Below are 17016 nucleotides of genomic sequence, written 5' to 3'. Positions count from 1 at the left end.
AATGTGTGTGAATGTTTTGTGCGGGTCGACTCAGTCGGTTGCCCGTTCGGTAACGATCACCTTCGAGACGCCGCGGTCGATCTCGATCTCTGTGGGCAGATCTGCCGTGGCACGCTCCACGAATCGCGTCATAAACCACCGGATGGGCTCCGAGGGAAAGACCACGTGATAGACGCCGTCACCCTCCTCCCGGACAGCGAGAAAGCCACAGAACGAGAGCCACTCGAGCACGTCACCGACCGATTCGAACCGCTCTGCGTACTCCCGGACGTGGTAGTCCGAGACGCGGTCTGCCGCCTCGACGAATTCGGGATCCGGTTCGCCGTCTTCGTAGCAGAACTCGAGGAACGCGTGCAGGAAATCGACGTCGAGCAGGACGTGTTCGCCCGACGAGAGCATCCTGTAGTACTGCTCCAGATTTTCACTCGGTCTCCCGCTTGCCGCCTCGAGGTTCGCCGCGTAAAAGGTCAGCGCACGACGGACGACCTCGCTTTGGCCTGCCCCCGTCTCCGATAACAGGGTCTCGAGTGCTGTCTCTGCATCGTCGTCGAGCGAGGCCGTGACACGCCGGGTCATGCTGTCGAGATAGGGTCCAAGAAGGATGTAGTTCACGACCGACCCAGCGCGACGGGCAACTCGTGGTCGCGACGGCTGTCGTCGTTTCACCCGTGTGTCTCACGGGTGCCGTCTCACCGGCGGATCCTCGCTCGCTTCGGTTACCGAGACACACCGCCTGACCGCTGCTATCCAGCGATCAAGTAACGTACAGTGAGTACGCGATCACCAGAAAGCCCGCGAGCATCAGCAGGCTCTCGAGCAGGATACCCACATACAGTGACACGCCCAGAATCTCGTAGAGCGTTCCCGCGAGCACCAGCCCGAGGGTGACGAGTCCAAAGCCGACCGTCAGCAGGCCGAGTGCCCGCTGGTGGGTGCGACGATAGGCCCGGAACGCGAGAAAGGTGATGAGGCCGCCGACGACCAGACTGAGGGTCTTTACGATCGCGAGTGCGATGGCGGCCTCCGTGCCGCCGGCCTCCGGGCTCATAGCTGCTACCGAAGAAATTCAGGAGGACGACCAAGTAGTTTGCCGTTTGGGCGACGGTGACCCACCGCTCGAGCGTTCTCGAGGCCAATCTCGAGGGTGTCGATAGCACACAGCATTCTATCTGACGGTGCCGCGCCGTCGTCCGCGATGCCCTTTCGTCGGCACGGGTCCAAGGGCCGACGATGGCACGACTCGTCGAACTCGACGCGACCGGCCCGCGAAAACTCGACCCCTCTGACCTCGACGACGAGAAGGGAAACGTCGCGGTCTGTCAGTGTGGTCTGTCCGACTCGTTCCCGTTCTGTGACGGGAACCATCGCCAGACCAGAGACGAAGACCCGGAGACGACCTACGTTTACGACGACGACGAGCGCCGGATACTCGAAGACGTCTCGACGCGGGAGTCCTGATCAGATCGACCGCGAGGAGTTGATCACGACGAGGACGCTGCTCGTCGCCATCGCGAGGGCCGCAAAGAGCGGATTGAGCAGGCCCGTGATCGCGAGCGGGATGGCGACGGCGTTGTAGAAGAACGCCCAGCCGAGGTTCTGACGAATCCGTGCGTTCGTCCCCGCGGCGACGTCGAACGTCTCCGCGACCGACTCGAGGTCGTCCCCGACGACGACGGCGTCGGCGGCGTCGGTCGCGAGTTTCGTCCCGCTGCCCATCGCGATACCGACGTCGGCGGCCGCGAGTGCGGGCGCGTCGTTCGAGCCGTCACCGACCATGGCGACGGTGCCACGGGCGCGGAGTCGCCTGACAGTCTCGGCTTTCGCCTCCGGCGGGACGCCCGCGAACACCTCGTCGACGCCGTCGACCTCGCGGAAGCGCTCCGCTGCGGCACCTTCGTCGCCGGTGAGCACGACGACCTCACGACCGTCGGCGAGCGTCGACACTGCCTCGCGCCAGCGCGCCCGTGGCGCGTCGCCGACGACGATCACGCCGTGAACGCGGTCGTCCCAGCCGACGGCGACCGGGACGTCGCCCGCCGCGCGGGCCGCGTCGACCGTCGACTCGAGCCCCTCGGGAACCGCGAGTCCTCGTTCGCGACAGTAGTCGGGGTGGCCAACGACGACGCACTCTCCGTCGACGACGCCGGCGACGCCGCGACGGTCACGTTCGAAGCTGTCGACGTCGACCCCGATGTCGGCTGTGGGGCCAGTCCCCCCGTCCTCACCCGGGTCTCCGTCCTCGTCTTCGCGCGCGGCCTCGACGATCGCGTCTGCGATCGGGTGTTCCGAGAGGGACTCGACGGCACCGGCCCGCCGGAGGACAGTTTCCGGCGCGTCGTCGGGTGCGTGGACGTCGACGACGTCCATCGTGCCCGTCGTGAGCGTGCCAGTCTTGTCGAGGACGACGACGTCGACCTCGGGGGCGTCCTCGAAGAGCGTCTCGGCGGCAACGACGATCCCGCGGCTGGCGGCCGACTGGACTCCAGAGGCGATCGCCAGCGGGGTCGCCAGCCCGAGCGCGCAGGGACAGGAGACGATCACGACGGTGAGTCCGATCAGCAGGGCAGAAGAGAGCCCGGAACCGGTCGCGTAGAACAGCACCGTCGCCGCGGCTGCGAGCGTCAATACGAGCGGAACGAAGATCGTCGCCAGCTTATCTGCGAGTCGCTGAACGCCGGGGCGAGCGCTCTGGATCGACCACAGCAACGAGACCAGCCGATCGAGCGTGCTCTCGGCCTCCGGGCCGACCTCGAGGACGACCGGCGCGTCGGTGACGACGGTGCCTCCGCGGACGGGGTCGCCTGCCTCCTTCTGGACGGGCAGGGACTCGCCGGTGACGAGCGACTCGTCGACTGCGGCTGCCCCCTCGACCAGCCGACCGTCCAGCGGGATCCGTTCTCCGGGTTTGACGAGCAGTCGCTGGCCGGGTGCGACCTCCTCGAGTGTCACCGTCTCACCGCTCTCGAGTCGCGCCTCGTCGACCTGCTGCTCGGTGAGGTCAGAGAGCAGCGAGACCGCGCGGCGCTTGATCCGGCCCTCGTAGTAGGTCCCGGCGGTGACCACCAGAATCACCGCGACGCTCACGTCGAAGTAGAGGTCCGTTCGTCCGAGCGCCATCGCGAGCGTGCTGTAGGCGTAGGCGCCGAGAGCGGCGGTGCTGACGAGCAGGTCCATGTTCGGGACGCCGGCCCGTACGCTCACGTACGCACCACGGAGGATCGGATAGCCCGTATAGAAGAGGACGAACGAGGTCATCAGCCAGATGTTGACCGCGACGTAGTAGCCGTCGTAGCTCCCGAACTCGACGAACGGGTCGTAGCCGAAGTAACTCGGGTAGAGGAAGACGGCGTACCACACCATCACCATCATGCCGAACAGCCCGCCGCCGATCAGGAACTTCACGAGTGCCTGCCCCTCGTCTGCGCCGTCGTCGTCGTCGGCGCGGTCCGACGCACGGTAGCCGTATCCCGAGACGAGGTCGGGCAACTCCTGCCCGTCGACCCGGTCGGGGTCGTAGACCACGCGCATCGTCTCGGTCGCGTAACTGGCTTGCGCGCCGGCGACTCCATCGAGTGCGGCCACACGACTCTCGAGGAACGCCTCACAGGTCGAACAGTGCATCCCGTCGACCCGGAGGAACGTCTCCTCACCGTCCTCGAGATCGTCGTCCCCGTCCCTGTCGCCCTCCTCGAGCAGATCGACGCCGGTCCCCTCGTCTGCGATCCGTTCTCTGATCGCCGCAGCGTCGACCCCGAGGTCGCCGCCTGCGCCGTCGGATCCGCCCTCGACCGATTCGAGAGCCCGGGAGACCTGGAGGCAGCCCTGACAGCAGAACGTCCCCGGCACGGCGCCGTCGTCGCCGTCGGCTGCGTCGTCGGTGATCGGCTCTGCCGGCGTCGGCAAGCCACAGAGCGTACACTGGTCAGGGTCGTCGGTCACGGACGCCTCGAGACTCGAGGCGTCGTCGGTCGCCGGGGGTTGTGCGTCGGACATTCGTTCGTCGGAGGGAGGTCGTCCGTTCGAGGGTCGCGTCGAACCGCTTCAGCTACGGAAGGCCACGATGGCCAGTCGTGAATAGGTGGTGCACGCACGGATGCGACGACGAGCCGAACTGGTGGCCGCCGGGTAGGTTCTCGCCGTTCCCGCACTCGAGTGCGATGAAGACCGTACCGCGTCGATCCAGACCGGCCTGAGTGGCGAGTGTCAGTTGACCGGCCTCGCTCGTCGAACGGTGCGCGCGGTGCTTACGACGGCGTGCCGCCCGAGTCGTGATCGCCGTGTCCGTTCTCTACCGGCGAGAATGCGACGTACATACAGGCGAGGATAATGACAACGTTGACCGTCGAGACCACGCCAGCGGTGAGCGAACTCCCGAGTGCGTACCAGATCAGCGGCAGGAGGGCGACGGCACCGATCGGAAGCGTGTGTCGAGGGGTAAGCGAGTCGAACGCCATACCGGACCCTCGGGACAGGAGTTACTTAAACCACCTAGCCGTTCTCAGTGGGTAGGAACCGGATTCAGGAGTAAGTAGTCGTTGCTCCCAACGGGACCCTATGAGTTCGGCGACTGAACAACGTGACGCTGGTGGGGGAAGGACCGACCAGCCGGTGCGAGAGATCGGTCACGACGAGTACGACCCGATCGGGACGCTAACTCTGATCCTCGGGTACTTCGTCCTCTTGCTCCTGCTGTGGATATTCATGTACTTCGTTGAGTTCCTCGGGAACGATCCGACTGTCATCGGGACGCTCGCAACCGGGGTGGGGCTGGCGTGAACATTCACAGCTACGAAAAACTCTGGCTCGGTGCCGCCATGCTGTTGATCGTCGTGTTCATCGCGACGATCACCTACGGCGCCGTCGGCCTCGGGGTCGCGATGATCGACGACGCCGAAGAGACGATCTCACCCGGCGACGTCTTCGACGACGACCGGTTCGGCGAACCACGCGTCGAACAGGTCGGTGAGGACGAATACGAGGTCTACGTGCGGGCCCAGACGTTCACGTACAACCCGAACGAGATCGTCGTCCCCGAAAACAGCGAAGTGACGTTCTACGTCACCAGCCCCGACGTGATTCACAGCTTCAGCGTCGTCGGTACCAACATCAACACGATGGTCATCCCCGGGGAGATCTCCACGATGACCGTCGAGTTCGACGACCCCGGCGAGTACGGCATCGTCTGTAACGAGTACTGTGGCTCCGGCCATCACGACATGGAAGGGAAGCTGTACGTCGTCTCCGAAGACGAGTTCGACCTGACCGAACTCGAGGCCGACGCTGCCGCCGACGAGGTCGACCTCGAAGACGACGTCGAGATCGAGGCAACCGTCGAGAACCGACAGCTCGAGGCCATCGACGCGACGATCGAGTTCGAACTCGGCGAGGAAAGCCAGACCGAGACCGTCACGATCGACGGCCAGGAGACCATCGAACGGACGTTCACCGTCCCCGCCGCCGACCTCGGCGAGGGCGACCACGACTGGACCGTCACGGTCGACGACTACGAGGAATCCGGCACCGTCAGCGTCGTCGACGGACTCGAGGACGACGAAGACGAGGAATCCGACGACCAGGATGCTGACGACGGCGACGACACGGAAACTGATGACGATGAAGCAACCGACGACGCCGACACCGACGGAGGTGACGACGAATGAGTGAAGCGGCCGTGAAATCGACAGACGCGACTACCGAGGACGAGGGCGGTATCTACCTCGATCAGTTCCCCGCAGAGGCGAAGGTGATTCGCTCTGCCCTGTACAGTTCGTTCCTCGCGCTCGCGCTCGGGGGCCTGTTCGGGATCATCCAGACGCTCCACCGGACGGACATCTACCGCTTCATCGATTCGGAGACCTACTATACGGTCCTGACCGCACACGGCGTCTTCCTCGTGATTACGTTCACGATCTTCTTCCTCGTGGGCGTGTTCACCTGGGCGGTGACCACGAGTCTCGATCGCCCGGTCGAAGACATCCGCTTTACCTGGCTCTGGTACGGCCTGATGAGTCTCGGCACCGTGATGGCCGGCGGGGCGATCCTGGCTGGCTTCACCGATGCAACCGACATCAGCGCGGACGTGCTGTTCACGTTCTACGCGCCGATGCAGGCCCACCCGCTGTTCTACGCCGGGCTCGTTATCTTCGTCGTCGGCACGTGGCTCGCCGGCGCCGACTGGTTCCGCTCGTGGTGGAACTGGAAACAGGAGAACCCCGGCGAGCGGATCCCGCTGCCGACGTTCATGGTCCTGACGACGATGATCATGTGGTACATCGCGACCCTCGGCGTCGCGACGGCGATCCTCGTCTTCCTGCTGCCGTGGTCGCTCGGACTGATCGACTCCGTGAACCCGACGCTGACCCGAACGCTGTTCTGGTTCTTCGGCCACCCCGTCGTCTACTTCTGGCTGATGCCGGCGTACATGATGTGGTACGTCCTGCTGCCAAAGGTCTCCGGCGGGAAACTGTTCAGCGACCCGCTCGCTCGCGTCGTGTTCGTCCTCTTCTTGTTGCTCTCGACGCCGGTCGGGATCCACCACCAGTATCTCGACCCCGGCATCTCCGAGGGATTCAAGTTCATCGCGATGACGAACACGATGTTCCTCCTGCTGCCGAGCCTGCTGACCGCCTTCACCGTCGTCGCCAGCATGGAACACGGTGCGCGCCAGCGCGGTGGCAGCGGCCGACTCGCGTGGCTGAAGGCCCTGCCGTGGCGTGACCCCGTCTTCGCGGGGATGGCGCTGGCCGGCATCATGTTCGCCGCCGGCGGCTTCTCCGGAATGATCAACGCCGGGATGAACATCAACTACCTCGTCCACAACACTCTCTGGGTCCCCGGCCACTTCCACCTCACCGTCGGCACCGCCGTGGCGCTGACGTTAATGGCCGCTACCTACTGGTTCATGCCACAGCTGACCGGCCGTGACCTCTGGAACCGCTCGGTAGCCCTCGTCCAGGTCGTCCTCTGGTTCGTCGGCATGACGTTCATGACCAACGCGATGCACCGCGCCGGGCTTCTCGGGATGCCCCGACGTACGGCCGAACCGCAGTACGAAGGATTCGAATTCCAGGCCGGCGTCGGCAGCGTCGCCGAACTCGACGCCCAGATCGCAATCGGGGGTGCGCTGCTTGCCATCTCGATCGTGCTGTTCCTCACGAACGTCGTCCTCACGGCGGTCGCCGGAAAACGCAGTGACCTGCCCGACAACAGCTACGCCGACACGCTCTCGGGCCCCGAGGACTCTCCACTCGTCCTCGACAACCTCAAACTCTGGACGGCGATCGCGCTCGTCCTCGTCGTCTTCGCCTACTCGCTCCCGCTGCTCAGCATCGTCGAACGCGGCGGCCTCTTCGGCCCCGACGTCACTGCGTTCCCACAGCACATCCAGTTCGTCGCGTCGATGGCCGTCAGTGTGGTCGGTGACTCGCTCGCGACGATCGATCCCGTCTCGAGTCTGGCACAGTTCGCCGACACCACCATCGCTACCCTCACGGGGGTGATTCGCTGATGCGCATCTCCGGCGGTGCACTGCTCGTGGCGATCGCCTTCACCGTCCCGATCGTGGTCGAACTCCGGACCATCCTCGCGTGGTTCGGCGTGCAAATCTCCGTCTTCGAGGGCCTCGTCCTCGGACTGGCGCTGATCGCCGCGCTCCTGGTCTACGCGTTCTGGCCGGAAGCCGACGACAGCCCCGACGCCTCGAGCTCGAGCTGACGCTCGCGGCGCTCGACCGTTTTTCGCCCGATTTCTCGAAACGCCGGTTTTCCGACGGTTGTGCCTCGTCTGGTGGCTGACGAGTCGACGACTCACCAGGTTTCGATCCGCCCCTCGCGGACGTCCTCGGCACACCCCTCACAATCGGGGTGGCCTGCCTCGAAACACGCCGGCCGATACCGATCGTCGAGTGTCGCCGCTCGTCGCTCGGCAAAGCGCCGACAGACGATCCTGGCACGCCCCTCCTCGTCTTCGGGTAACTGCCGGGCGTTCTTGGCCACTCGATAGGCCTCCCTGGCCTCTGTCAACTGCTCGTCGGTCGACTCCCGAAGCCGCTCGAAATTCTCACCCGCTTCGCGGAGCGTCGACCGCAAGACTCGCTCGAGGCGGCGATCCGACATCGGCTCTGGATTCGACCGCCAGCACCATAGTCCCGTCGCCGTCTGTACTCGCGTTCTCGCTGCCAGTCGAGATCCAACGAACGCACCGACCTCTTTCTGTCCTACCTGCGTGGTCTGGGCGACCTGCCGATACGGGTCCACTCGAGGACTGGCGACTCGAGTTGATCAGGCAGGCGGTGGATGGGGCGACTCGAGTGCCGGCGGAGAGTAAGGGTTAACTTGGAACCACGATTTCATCCGAGTACGGGCCCTTAGCTCAGTCTGGTTAGAGCGCTCGGCTCATATCGGAACTCGATCAGTCGGGTTTCGTGGGATACCGAGTGGTCGATGGTTCGAATCCGTCAGGGCCCATCCAGAAACTGCACGGTTCTGAGCCAACGCACCTGCAGGGTACAGCGTTTGTATCCCTTATTTTCTGATTTTGGGTGGTGATTGACCCTCGGGTCGTGTTTGGAGTTCATCTAGCTGTTAGACGCGGGTCGCTGTTGTCGTGCCTTCTTTGATAGTCGACGTCGAGAAGCCATTTAATCAATAAACAATTGACGCACTCTCTTACGAAATTGTGTATACATTTTGGTGACTTCAACAATTGCGATATTGAAACTGATGCAGATACGGTTCCGGTCTAGCCGGCCGGCTAGCGTCGTTTTCACCTCATCACCGCAAAACACGACACATAGCGCAGTCAAGATCGTGTTTTGACCACTTTATCCCTGATTTGACTCGTCAGGATTGCCTTCTTCCCCGTCGCTATCTTCCTCATGGCTGCCTTCCTCGTCGTCGTTGTCATCTTCGTCAGTATCGTCCTTGTCACCACCATCGGCGATTCCCTCTTCAGAAACCATATCGAGTGTCGCTTGATGCTCATCCGGAATGTGGTCCTCATCCACGTCCTCAAGCACATCCTCAACCGGTTCCCTACGAACCGTCTGCATGATTTGCAGCATCTCCGAAATATGGTCACGCGAGAACTCGTAAGTCAAGTCCTCTACGTGATCACAAGCACCGATCTCCTGCAAATAATAGAGAACCCGATTAACCCTGTCAGGAGGCACATTGAACGTCGGTGAGAAGTAATCACGGATCTGGTTCACGTTCACCATCACAGGGATCTCATGCCCAATCGATTGCTCGCCCCAGATCCCGCAGATGGCAATCGCGAGAATCTCTTTATCCATATTCTCGGTCAACACGAACTCCTCTTTCGGGTTCTCGGGCAACTCAACCCCTTCATCGAACCGGTTCTGGAGACGACCTGACTTGAATTCACCAGCTACCCGTCGTAACTTCCCACCGAAGTCCTGTGTGAGAACCGCAGCTTCTTCCTCGAGTTCCTCGAGACGCTCTCGGCAATTCTCCCACTCGTTACGACAGTTCCCAACCCACTCTTTATCGATGTCCTGGTATACAATGCAACGGTCAATCGTCCGAACTGATCCATCGTACGGTGTCTTCTCCTGCACATCTGCCGCTTCAAGTTCGTCCTCTACACCGTCGATAGTGAGTTCGTTACACCGTCGCATCTGCCTGATGTGTCTCTCCTCGATATTGTTTCCCGACTTGACTTCGACGAGCAGGCAGGTGTCCCCATCATACAGCACGAAATCCGGCTCTGAAATAACACCAGCGTATGTATCATGGATTTCGCCAAACTTGATCGGCATTCGCCAACCGTGATCAGCAAGGCAGGGGGTCGCGCGAGCTGTCATCGCGCTATAGAACAGATTATAGGTCTGTTTCTCCCTAAGCTGCCGATCTACGTTTGGTGACTCCGACATTTCTATCAGGGCCGCGCAACAGGATTCTCGACCTTCTTTTGCGAGTACGTCGAGTCGTACTCGTAAATTTCCTGCACGATATCTCTGAGACTCATCGCAGTTGCTGGCTCACGCGGGTAGACGATGATGTTCGGGCCCTCAACAGCAAGATCAAAAATCTCGTCATGCTGAGTGTCGAACACTCGTAGGGTATTCCGATCCCGCTGGCCGAACTTGTACTGCGGACCATTGAGGACGTTCTCCTTCAACTCTTCAACCAGCGCTTCACCCGTCTCAGTGGACCGATCTGGGTCAGTAAGTTCGATAGCCGTAAATCCGTCTACCGAAAATCCGTTCTCGAAGCTGTTGTGTGTCGGCTCGTGATCAACCTCGAAGTTCGCCTTGTCCAGCTCCTGGTATTCCTCAGAAACGCTTAGCAGCGTTTCAACAGCCTTGTCCTGTGATCCATCAACAACTGATTGGAGTGTTAGGCGACCGTCGTTCGTACTCGCTCCCTGAATCGCGGCTTCGGGACTGTTTGTTTGGTCGAACTCGATCCGGGTTGGTTTGGCATTGAAATACCTCTCTGCCTTCTCGAGATCCTCCCTGCGACCTCCGTGGAAGCGGAGTGTCGCATGTCGATCCGCGTAGGGGGCGTGATATTGGGAAGTGAACCCTGAGATGTAGGAGTCTCGGATGATATCTTCCTGTGTAAGGGCGTCAAGGTACTCTGACGAGAGGTATAACCGTTCGACTTGTGGTAGGTACTTGATGAGGTTCTCAATTGTCTTCTTTCGCCAATCTTGGCGTTCGGTTGTGAGAACCCAAATGTACTCGCCCTGTTGAATCCAAATAGAGTCGTCAGTTCTCGATTTTTCCGGTGTTGTGATGCTGACAAGCGCAGTTTCAGGACCCAAATTCTCTTCTGAGAAGGTGTGATTCGATACGAAATTCTTGGCGTGCCCACTCACTCGCCCGCTTTTCGTGATGTGGTTGATGTAATCGTCGAGTGAGCCAATCTCGTACCCACGGTTGTCCAGGAGATAGAGATTGAGGTCTGTAGAACTCCCGCTCCGGTGTTCCTTCTCCTCTTGATTCTCTTCAGAGGTGGAGACGTGTTCGATGAGCTCTCGAAGGATTTCTCTCTTACTCATCTGCCGGTACCGGTCGGGGTCAAGATCCATTGTCGTGGTTCAGTATCGGGTTCTTTGGATTCGGTCCTATTACGTCCAGGGTTTTTATTGTGGCCTGTCTAATAGTTTGTGAAACAGGCACATAGTGGTGTGCCTTGGGTTGGAAGTGAAATTGCACCCAGCTTCAGGGAGTGACCGGAGAACAGTATAATCTTGACTGAGTGTCGCAGATACGAGCTTATACGACACCTCAAAACCAAATCCAGATCTATCGGATCTGGACGTCAATCGTATTGCCCTGTTTAGCCATAAAGTCGTCCTGTGACATTATCTGGCTAAGTTTGGCCTCGTAGTCGGAGAGGTACCTCACTCCTTGATTGTGATCAGTCTTCGGTTGGATCATCGTGATCTTATGGCCATCTAGGCTCAGGACAGGTAACTGGTCAAAGGGAGTCCCTTTATGCTTCACTCTGATTTGTGTTTCCTCGTCATGGTTTGGATCAGGTAAGGATGCAAAGGATGGTTGAGAAATACTTCTTGTTTCACCGAATCCATCTGTACCAACCTCTTCAATCACTAGATCTTCCCCTCGTAGGACCCAAGTTTCTGGTGTGTCCATGAACCCCCAGTTACTTGCCACACTCTGCTTGATCTTGTCTCTCATATTTGCCACGGAAGTCATTGGTATCTTCTATTGGTTAGTGACACCCAACATGTATAGTATTTCCTCATCATCGACATTACCGCCGGTGCTGCAAAACAGGGAATTACGACACATCACACTTCGTTGCGTCAGTGATTGATCCAACCAACGGCCCACTATGGCATTCCAATCATATAATAATCGCCTCTCTCTTTCTCACTGAATCTCAGAGACTCACTGAAAATCCCAGAATATATTAATCTGCCCATCCCACTGAGAGCAGGCCACAGCCATGAACAAGATCAAATTCAACGGCGAAGGTGTCATCCTCCAAGAAGAGATCGAAGCCTTTGGACAACGTCGAACTGAAGAACTCTCGATCGAATATTCTGAGCACGGCGACTTCGAGATAGAACTTGATACAGGCGGATTCGTGTCCCTAGAGTCACTCGTAGATGTTGATTTTGGGGACGATGGAAACATTGAATCGCTCACTCTCGAGTTCGAAGAACTTCCGTCGGTACAGACAGCAATTCGCCAGAATAGCGAAAGTGGTGGCGAACTCCCTCCTGTCCCTGATGTTGATGTGTCTGAAATAGACGTCGGAGGGCGTCGTAGCTTCTACGAGCGAATGCGCAACTCGCCCGATTCGCAGCCCGGCGAAATCCGACAACTAATCCACGAGCACCAAGAACTGGATCGCGAAGAGTTCGACCGCTTGGTTGACGAGGAGTTAGGCTATGCGTCTGATGGTGGCGGGACCAGCATGTCATTGGTCGTGCTTGAGAACATTACTGAAGAGATCGAGCGCCATGGACGTGGGGACGACCAACGTATTGTTTGGACTGGATAGAAGTTCGTCAATAATCTCACTTGCTGACGCAATGATGGCTGTCAGAACATCATTGGAGAAACCGATAATTCGCTAGCAGTAGGTTGGATAGCTTTATAGAACTTCATGGATGATGAGGCACCCGGATCAATTTAACTTAATCCCGACCCCCTATATACAACCCTATAGTGAATGAGTTAAAATGTTAACGGGTCGATGTGTTTCCAGGATACCACCAGACCATTCCTCGAGCTCCAACTTTCTTACACTCAAGTATTCCCTCTTGCTCGAGTTTCTCCAACCGATCTCGAACACCTCGATGTGTGATATCAAAATGAGACGCCACTTCTGACGTAGTCAGAACGGGATCAGAACTCGAACGAAAGATGTCGAGGATGTCGTCGTCAGTGACCGTCGGTTTCCGACCAGGTCCATCGCTCATTATGAAAACCCCTGGTCAGATCGTAGTTAGCCATTTATTCTCTTGAAAGAACTAACCGTCATTAGTTCTTTCAAAAGAACTAATCCGCTGGATGGGTTTGCAAACGTCCATGCAGGGAATCACCCGGAGAATCCCCCTCGGAGCACAGCCGTCCCACTCTCTCGAGCCCGGCCAACGAATTCACTATGGGCCGTAACAACTGCGGTGACGACTATCTCTCGAGGGTGTATCACTCCCTCAGAGCGCCACGACGCCGCTACGTGATCGAGTTGGTTGCAGAGAGCGATAGAGACCTCTCGGTTCGAACCCTCGCTCGAGAGATCGCTGCTCGAGAACAAGATGTCCCGTTGGAACGCGCGACTGGTGAACCGTATCGCAACGTGTACAATGCACTTTCTCAGACGCATCTATCAACACTATCGGACGCCGACGTCATCATCTATGACTCCGAGCGCCAGACTGTTGCCGCTGGGCCGAACCTCGCGATCACCCTTCTGCTGAACAATCTCAATCAAACAGCATTCCGAACATTACAGAATCTCGAGGACGTGAATCCCGATGGATCAGACTCGTGAACACAATCGCCTATTGATCAAGTGACTTCTCCGTGTGTTTCTCACCTGCATGGCCAACGATCAAGCCACCAGAGAAGAGGAACACAATGGGCGAAGGAGATAGTGAAGAGGAACACCAGATGCCCGTGGGCAACCTGGTTAACGAGATTTCTGGAGAACGATTTCGAGACTGGTATCGAGAAAGGGAGTTCAGGCGGAACATCGAAGACGGAAAACCGTATTTCAACGGTCCTTCGCCGGTGCCATCCCCCAGAAAACACAGTCCAGGCCAACTACTGCAGTGTCACCGAAAAATCGCGTATCGACAACACAACGCACCAGCAGAAAAGCCGGACCCAGCGGGGATCTTCTGGTTCGGGTCACAATTTGAGGAAGATCTCGTGTTGACCTTTCTTAGGGAAGCTGTAGTTGACAACCACGAATACGTCTCGAACTCGCTCTGGGTCGATTTCACCGTCCAAACGGACACTGGTAAGATCCAGATCAAGGGAGAAACGGATCCTGTGATCGTAGATTCAGATGGTGAGCCATTGCTTCTCACAGAGATCAAAACCAAACAATCCGTAGACAACGTTCGATCGCCGAATAGACATCATCGGGCACAAGCGCATGCCTACATGAAGGGATTGAGTGAGAAACACAACCGGAAAGTGACGGAAGCAGTCGTTCTGTACGGAAGTCGAGAAACTCTCAATGTCAAAGCGTTCCACATCGAATTCGATCCGTGGTTCTGGCGCAATACGGTCCTAGCCTGGACGGAGACACATACGTCGTACCGACTTGACGAGGAGTTGCCACCGGCAAATCCCGAGTACGGCTGGGAGTGTAGCGTTTGTTCTTTTAGAGATCGGTGTGGTCAAGGAAATGCAACCTACGAGAGCGTAGATTCTGTAGGATTACTGCCGCTGCATGAATACCCCCGAGAAGAGGCTATACGTCATCTGGAGAGTCACGAGGATGCAAAGCTCACACCGACCCTCTCAGATCAATATCCAGAATTAGCGGACAGGTTTGAGGTACACGATTGGCGATGTGAGCGCTGTGATAAGTCCTATCCGTACGACTCGGTCGATTGGACCGGTGACCTCTCTGAACCACCTCTCTGTCCGTCTTGTTGTAATAACGAGGTCCCAGCTACACTGAGGGGGGACTCGATTCCCACCCAGGGAACGGGAGGTGACAGTCGTGTCACGGAATAGCTGGCTGCATCTCGACGATCTTCGGGAGAGTTGGCTATTCCTCATTACAGGAGGGACTAAGCAATCCAATAATCCAGGGGATTTGCAGAATTCTGTTGGAGAAATTGAGTACTGGGAGATTGGTGTCGGAAACCCGGTGAAATTAGTCAAAACGGCGGCATCGAGTTTGGCTGGAGAACGTATTTACTCTCGAGACGATCTTCTCACCAAACTCCACAACGAACTGCAGGCATATCGCTATCAGGATACACTGCTCGTTACACCAGATCAAGTAACGCTACAGCGGCTTCGGGCGGGGTTCATAACATCAGAAATTGAGAAACCGTCTCTCCGGGGGTTCACACACGTTGACGTTGAGTCACAACTGCAGACCCAGTTCGGACAGTCACTCTCTGACTACGGACTTGCTGAAGAAGGTCGAAGTCGTCCCCGCGTAACGGATGACGCGCAACAACAGGTCGTAAGCAACGGAACAGCAGAGCGTGTCTGGGAAGTCTGGACACGTATGTATCGTTTAGTCCCGAGCACTGTACTTGAGGGGACGCCGCTATGACCATGCCCAACAGCAAATCAACCACGATCTCTCTGAGGATAACACTCGTGAGTGGCTATGACTGAAGCGGATCCAACGTTCGTCCGTCGGAAATTCACAATCACGGAGCGACTCGATCAAACGTTACAGAAAATGGCGACTCGGCACTATCAGGGAAATGTGAGTCTATGTCTGCGTGCAGCAATTGAAAGCCATCGAAAAACTCTCGAAGGGGATGGCCAATTTGCAGCTCGCCAAGTTGCGCGGCAGTTAGATGCACTCCAGCAAGGAATGCAGGAGCTCCAGGCAGATGTCGATAATGCCAGCGTAGGGAGGGACGAAGGTCAGAAAGAAACAGAGCTACGCTCAGCTGTATGGGGCGTCGAGTTGACGGAGGGGATGCAGATTATAATTGATGCTCTAGACAGTTCTGGGTCGCCGTTACGGATGGAGGATTTCCTCGAGCAGACCGAGCTGAATCCATCACAGCTTCAGGAAAGTATAGCCCGGCTAGTTGACCTGGGATTCGTGGTCGAGACAACTGATGGAAAACAACGATACAGACATGCTGGTCAGAATATTTCCTCACAAAACCGAGGAACAAAATAATGACACAAGACATCGAAACAGGCTGTTTTGCGGTACCGAACAAGTACGCAAAAGAATATCTACAGCACGCAGCGGATCTAAAGCTGGCGTCCAGTTCCACGAAGACGTACGAATCCAATCTCAGAGGGTACGTTATATTTCTTCACGACGATAACACATCAGTCCTCGAAGCGACGTTTACAGACGTGCTAGAGTTCGTCGAGGAGTGTGTCCGACTCGGGAATCGCCGATCGACAATTGAGGGGAAAGTAACGACAATTAGTGAACTGTACAAGTACATTCGACTCCGAACGGAGGAAGGCGACCAGCTACAATTAGAACCCTTACGAGTAGGAAATATCGATGTAAGCCGCTACCAGACGCCAGAACCAATCGAGCGAGAAGCTCTCTCTCGGGAGGAGTTACGCCGGTTGTTCGATGCCTTCGATTCCTATCGAAATCGGCTCATGGCAGTGGTTGCAGTTGAGACTGGCCTTCGAAATTCAGATTTACGGGACCTCAAAATAGCAGATCTAGATTTTGACTATTTACAGATTCATATATCTGACCCGAAGGGATCGAAACCCTATGATGTCCCAATAAGTGACAAATTGGCGTATGAGTTAGAGTTCTGGCTTCAACATCATCGAACCGGCTATGCGAGGTCGGATGAGAGTCCATATGTGTTTCCGAGCCAATGTGGCCTGAAATTAGAAACGAACAGTAGTTTTAATCAGATAGTTCGTGACGCAGCTGAGCAGGCTGGATTGCAAGAGGTAATTGGTGAATCACAGATTCAACGGAATGACGGGTCAATGCTAGAAAGGGATGTCCGACAATGGCACCGAGTGACACCCCATACGCTCCGCCATTCGTTTATCACTCTTCTTGCGGATTCAGGTATAGATATATCATACAGGCAACTAGTTGCCAATCATGCGAGCGCAGAAACGACGCGCGAGTACACTCATCTGACTGAAGATCATTTTTCGACGGTTCGGGACAGATTCGTGCCACCAAGGTAGGAATGTCTCCCCCATACAGAACATATTGGACATTCGACTCCTTTTTTCGGTTTTAGATTTTGTATTTTCGTGAAACACATTTAGGGTGTTTCAACCAGAATTTTCCACTCGCTCTACCGATGTTATTTCACATTAGATTTTCGAATATTACTTTTTAACCGTTTTCGAGCCGTATA

At 57.3% G+C, this 17016-nt stretch carries 19 protein-coding genes and 1 tRNA gene; 11 read left to right on the top strand and 9 right to left on the bottom strand.

Annotated elements, in window-relative coordinates:
• Positions 1-30: 30 nt before the first annotated feature.
• Positions 31-576, bottom strand: coding sequence for a ribbon-helix-helix domain-containing protein (locus B1756_RS06025; RefSeq protein ID WP_086887730.1), 546 nt, complete (start codon positions 574-576; stop codon positions 31-33).
• 178 nt (positions 577-754) lie between these two features.
• Positions 755-1048 carry a DUF7521 family protein gene (locus B1756_RS06020; protein WP_086887729.1) on the bottom strand — a complete coding sequence of 98 codons (294 nt, stop codon included), beginning with the start codon at positions 1046-1048 and terminating at the stop codon, positions 755-757.
• A gap of 182 nt (positions 1049-1230) precedes the next feature.
• On the opposite strand from B1756_RS06020, the gene B1756_RS06015 reads away from it, so the two are divergent.
• Complete coding sequence (locus tag B1756_RS06015) at positions 1231-1458, top strand: CDGSH iron-sulfur domain-containing protein (RefSeq protein ID WP_086887728.1); 228 nt, start codon at positions 1231-1233, stop codon at positions 1456-1458.
• On the opposite strand, the gene B1756_RS06010 is transcribed toward B1756_RS06015, so the two are convergent.
• Together B1756_RS06010 and B1756_RS06005 are read right to left on the bottom strand one after the other, a co-directional pair.
• Positions 1459-3993, bottom strand: coding sequence for a heavy metal translocating P-type ATPase (locus B1756_RS06010; RefSeq protein WP_086887727.1), 2535 nt, complete (start codon positions 3991-3993; stop codon positions 1459-1461).
• Positions 3994-4244: 251 nt separating this feature from the next.
• Positions 4245-4454: a DUF8131 family protein gene (locus B1756_RS06005; protein WP_086887726.1), complete on the bottom strand. Its 210-nt coding sequence runs from the start codon at positions 4452-4454 to the stop codon at positions 4245-4247.
• A gap of 100 nt (positions 4455-4554) precedes the next feature.
• Here B1756_RS06005 and B1756_RS06000 point away from each other — a divergent pair, with 100 nt between their 5' ends.
• Genes B1756_RS06000 through B1756_RS05985 form a run of 4 tightly spaced genes read left to right on the top strand, consistent with a single transcriptional unit; the run spans position 4555 to position 7713 of the window.
• Positions 4555-4776, top strand: coding sequence for a hypothetical protein (locus tag B1756_RS06000; protein WP_086887725.1), 222 nt, complete (start codon positions 4555-4557; stop codon positions 4774-4776).
• Entirely contained in the window at positions 4773-5660 is an 888-nt protein-coding gene (locus B1756_RS05995) for a cytochrome c oxidase subunit II (RefSeq protein WP_086887724.1), read from the top strand. Before B1756_RS06000 ends, B1756_RS05995 begins: the two co-directional genes overlap by 4 nt.
• Entirely contained in the window at positions 5657-7507 is a 1851-nt protein-coding gene (locus B1756_RS05990; protein ID WP_086887723.1) for a b(o/a)3-type cytochrome-c oxidase subunit 1, read from the top strand. Before B1756_RS05995 ends, B1756_RS05990 begins: the two co-directional genes overlap by 4 nt.
• Positions 7507-7713, top strand: coding sequence for a CbaC protein (locus B1756_RS05985; protein WP_086887722.1), 207 nt, complete (start codon positions 7507-7509; stop codon positions 7711-7713). Before B1756_RS05990 ends, B1756_RS05985 begins: the two co-directional genes overlap by 1 nt.
• Positions 7714-7805: 92 nt before the next feature.
• On the opposite strand, the gene B1756_RS05980 is transcribed toward B1756_RS05985, so the two are convergent.
• Entirely contained in the window at positions 7806-8114 is a 309-nt protein-coding gene (locus B1756_RS05980; RefSeq protein WP_086887721.1) for a DUF7091 family protein, read from the bottom strand.
• 245 nt (positions 8115-8359) lie between these two features.
• Here B1756_RS05980 and B1756_RS05975 point away from each other — a divergent pair.
• Positions 8360-8465 (top strand) — tRNA-Ile (locus B1756_RS05975).
• Between the two features lie 356 nt (positions 8466-8821).
• On the opposite strand, the gene B1756_RS05970 is transcribed toward B1756_RS05975, so the two are convergent.
• The 3 genes from B1756_RS05970 to B1756_RS19170 all read right to left on the bottom strand — a co-directional run bounded on the left by B1756_RS05970 (position 8822) and on the right by B1756_RS19170 (position 11668).
• Entirely contained in the window at positions 8822-9778 is a 957-nt protein-coding gene (locus tag B1756_RS05970; protein ID WP_152031263.1) for a hypothetical protein, read from the bottom strand.
• Between the two features lie 119 nt (positions 9779-9897).
• Positions 9898-11055, bottom strand: a complete 1158-nt coding sequence (locus B1756_RS05965; protein ID WP_086887719.1) for a hypothetical protein — start codon at positions 11053-11055, stop codon at positions 9898-9900.
• 217 nt (positions 11056-11272) lie between these two features.
• A complete protein-coding gene (locus tag B1756_RS19170; RefSeq protein ID WP_152031262.1) occupies positions 11273-11668 on the bottom strand; it encodes a hypothetical protein in 396 nt (131 codons plus the stop codon).
• 271 nt (positions 11669-11939) lie between these two features.
• On the opposite strand from B1756_RS19170, the gene B1756_RS05955 reads away from it, so the two are divergent.
• On the top strand, positions 11940-12500 hold the full coding sequence (locus B1756_RS05955) for a hypothetical protein (RefSeq protein ID WP_086887717.1): 561 nt from the start codon (positions 11940-11942) through the stop codon (positions 12498-12500).
• 184 nt (positions 12501-12684) lie between these two features.
• Here the strand turns inward: B1756_RS05955 and B1756_RS05950 are convergent, their stop codons facing one another.
• Positions 12685-12921, bottom strand: coding sequence for a FaeA/PapI family transcriptional regulator (locus B1756_RS05950; protein WP_086887716.1), 237 nt, complete (start codon positions 12919-12921; stop codon positions 12685-12687).
• Positions 12922-13106: 185 nt separating this feature from the next.
• On the opposite strand from B1756_RS05950, the gene B1756_RS20305 reads away from it, so the two are divergent.
• The 4 genes from B1756_RS20305 to B1756_RS20205 all read left to right on the top strand — a co-directional run bounded on the left by B1756_RS20305 (position 13107) and on the right by B1756_RS20205 (position 16840).
• Positions 13107-13496: a DUF7344 domain-containing protein gene (locus B1756_RS20305; RefSeq protein ID WP_422656509.1), complete on the top strand. Its 390-nt coding sequence runs from the start codon at positions 13107-13109 to the stop codon at positions 13494-13496.
• Positions 13497-13582: 86 nt separating this feature from the next.
• Positions 13583-14695, top strand: coding sequence for a CRISPR-associated protein Cas4 (locus tag B1756_RS05940; RefSeq protein ID WP_086887715.1), 1113 nt, complete (start codon positions 13583-13585; stop codon positions 14693-14695).
• 610 nt (positions 14696-15305) lie between these two features.
• Positions 15306-15836, top strand: a complete 531-nt coding sequence (locus B1756_RS05935) for a hypothetical protein (RefSeq protein ID WP_086887714.1) — start codon at positions 15306-15308, stop codon at positions 15834-15836.
• Complete coding sequence (locus B1756_RS20205; RefSeq protein WP_086887713.1) at positions 15836-16840, top strand: tyrosine-type recombinase/integrase; 1005 nt, start codon at positions 15836-15838, stop codon at positions 16838-16840. Before B1756_RS05935 ends, B1756_RS20205 begins: the two co-directional genes overlap by 1 nt.
• Positions 16841-17016: the final 176 nt, after the last annotated feature.

The sequence above is a fragment of the Natrarchaeobaculum aegyptiacum genome (assembly GCF_002156705.1).
In the GTDB taxonomy this organism is placed as follows: Archaea; Halobacteriota; Halobacteria; order Halobacteriales; family Natrialbaceae; genus Natrarchaeobaculum; species Natrarchaeobaculum aegyptiacum.
The sequence above is the reverse complement of the archived record's forward strand: the minus strand, read 5'-3'. Positions and strand labels throughout refer to the sequence as shown.

What these genes read in the sequence shown, in the direction of transcription:
- B1756_RS05940 (WP_086887715.1), top strand. Translation starts at nt 13,583, where the DNA reads ATGGGCGAAGGAGATAGTGAAGAGGAACACCAGATGCCCGTGGGCAAC.
- B1756_RS06015 (WP_086887728.1), top strand. Translation starts at nt 1,231, where the DNA reads ATGGCACGACTCGTCGAACTCGACGCGACCGGCCCGCGAAAACTCGAC.
- B1756_RS06000 (WP_086887725.1), top strand. Translation starts at nt 4,555, where the DNA reads ATGAGTTCGGCGACTGAACAACGTGACGCTGGTGGGGGAAGGACCGAC.
- B1756_RS05990 (WP_086887723.1), top strand. Translation starts at nt 5,657, where the DNA reads ATGAGTGAAGCGGCCGTGAAATCGACAGACGCGACTACCGAGGACGAG.
- B1756_RS05970 (WP_152031263.1), bottom strand. Translation starts at nt 9,778, where the DNA reads ATGCCGATCAAGTTTGGCGAAATCCATGATACATACGCTGGTGTTATT.
- B1756_RS05985 (WP_086887722.1), top strand. Translation starts at nt 7,507, where the DNA reads ATGCGCATCTCCGGCGGTGCACTGCTCGTGGCGATCGCCTTCACCGTC.
- B1756_RS20205 (WP_086887713.1), top strand. Translation starts at nt 15,836, where the DNA reads ATGACACAAGACATCGAAACAGGCTGTTTTGCGGTACCGAACAAGTAC.
- B1756_RS05965 (WP_086887719.1), bottom strand. Translation starts at nt 11,055, where the DNA reads ATGGATCTTGACCCCGACCGGTACCGGCAGATGAGTAAGAGAGAAATC.
- B1756_RS06005 (WP_086887726.1), bottom strand. Translation starts at nt 4,454, where the DNA reads ATGGCGTTCGACTCGCTTACCCCTCGACACACGCTTCCGATCGGTGCC.
- B1756_RS19170 (WP_152031262.1), bottom strand. Translation starts at nt 11,668, where the DNA reads ATGAGAGACAAGATCAAGCAGAGTGTGGCAAGTAACTGGGGGTTCATG.
- B1756_RS20305 (WP_422656509.1), top strand. Translation starts at nt 13,107, where the DNA reads ATGGGCCGTAACAACTGCGGTGACGACTATCTCTCGAGGGTGTATCAC.
- B1756_RS06020 (WP_086887729.1), bottom strand. Translation starts at nt 1,048, where the DNA reads ATGAGCCCGGAGGCCGGCGGCACGGAGGCCGCCATCGCACTCGCGATC.
- B1756_RS05935 (WP_086887714.1), top strand. Translation starts at nt 15,306, where the DNA reads ATGACTGAAGCGGATCCAACGTTCGTCCGTCGGAAATTCACAATCACG.
- B1756_RS05950 (WP_086887716.1), bottom strand. Translation starts at nt 12,921, where the DNA reads ATGAGCGATGGACCTGGTCGGAAACCGACGGTCACTGACGACGACATC.
- B1756_RS06025 (WP_086887730.1), bottom strand. Translation starts at nt 576, where the DNA reads ATGACCCGGCGTGTCACGGCCTCGCTCGACGACGATGCAGAGACAGCA.
- B1756_RS05980 (WP_086887721.1), bottom strand. Translation starts at nt 8,114, where the DNA reads ATGTCGGATCGCCGCCTCGAGCGAGTCTTGCGGTCGACGCTCCGCGAA.
- B1756_RS05955 (WP_086887717.1), top strand. Translation starts at nt 11,940, where the DNA reads ATGAACAAGATCAAATTCAACGGCGAAGGTGTCATCCTCCAAGAAGAG.
- B1756_RS06010 (WP_086887727.1), bottom strand. Translation starts at nt 3,993, where the DNA reads ATGTCCGACGCACAACCCCCGGCGACCGACGACGCCTCGAGTCTCGAG.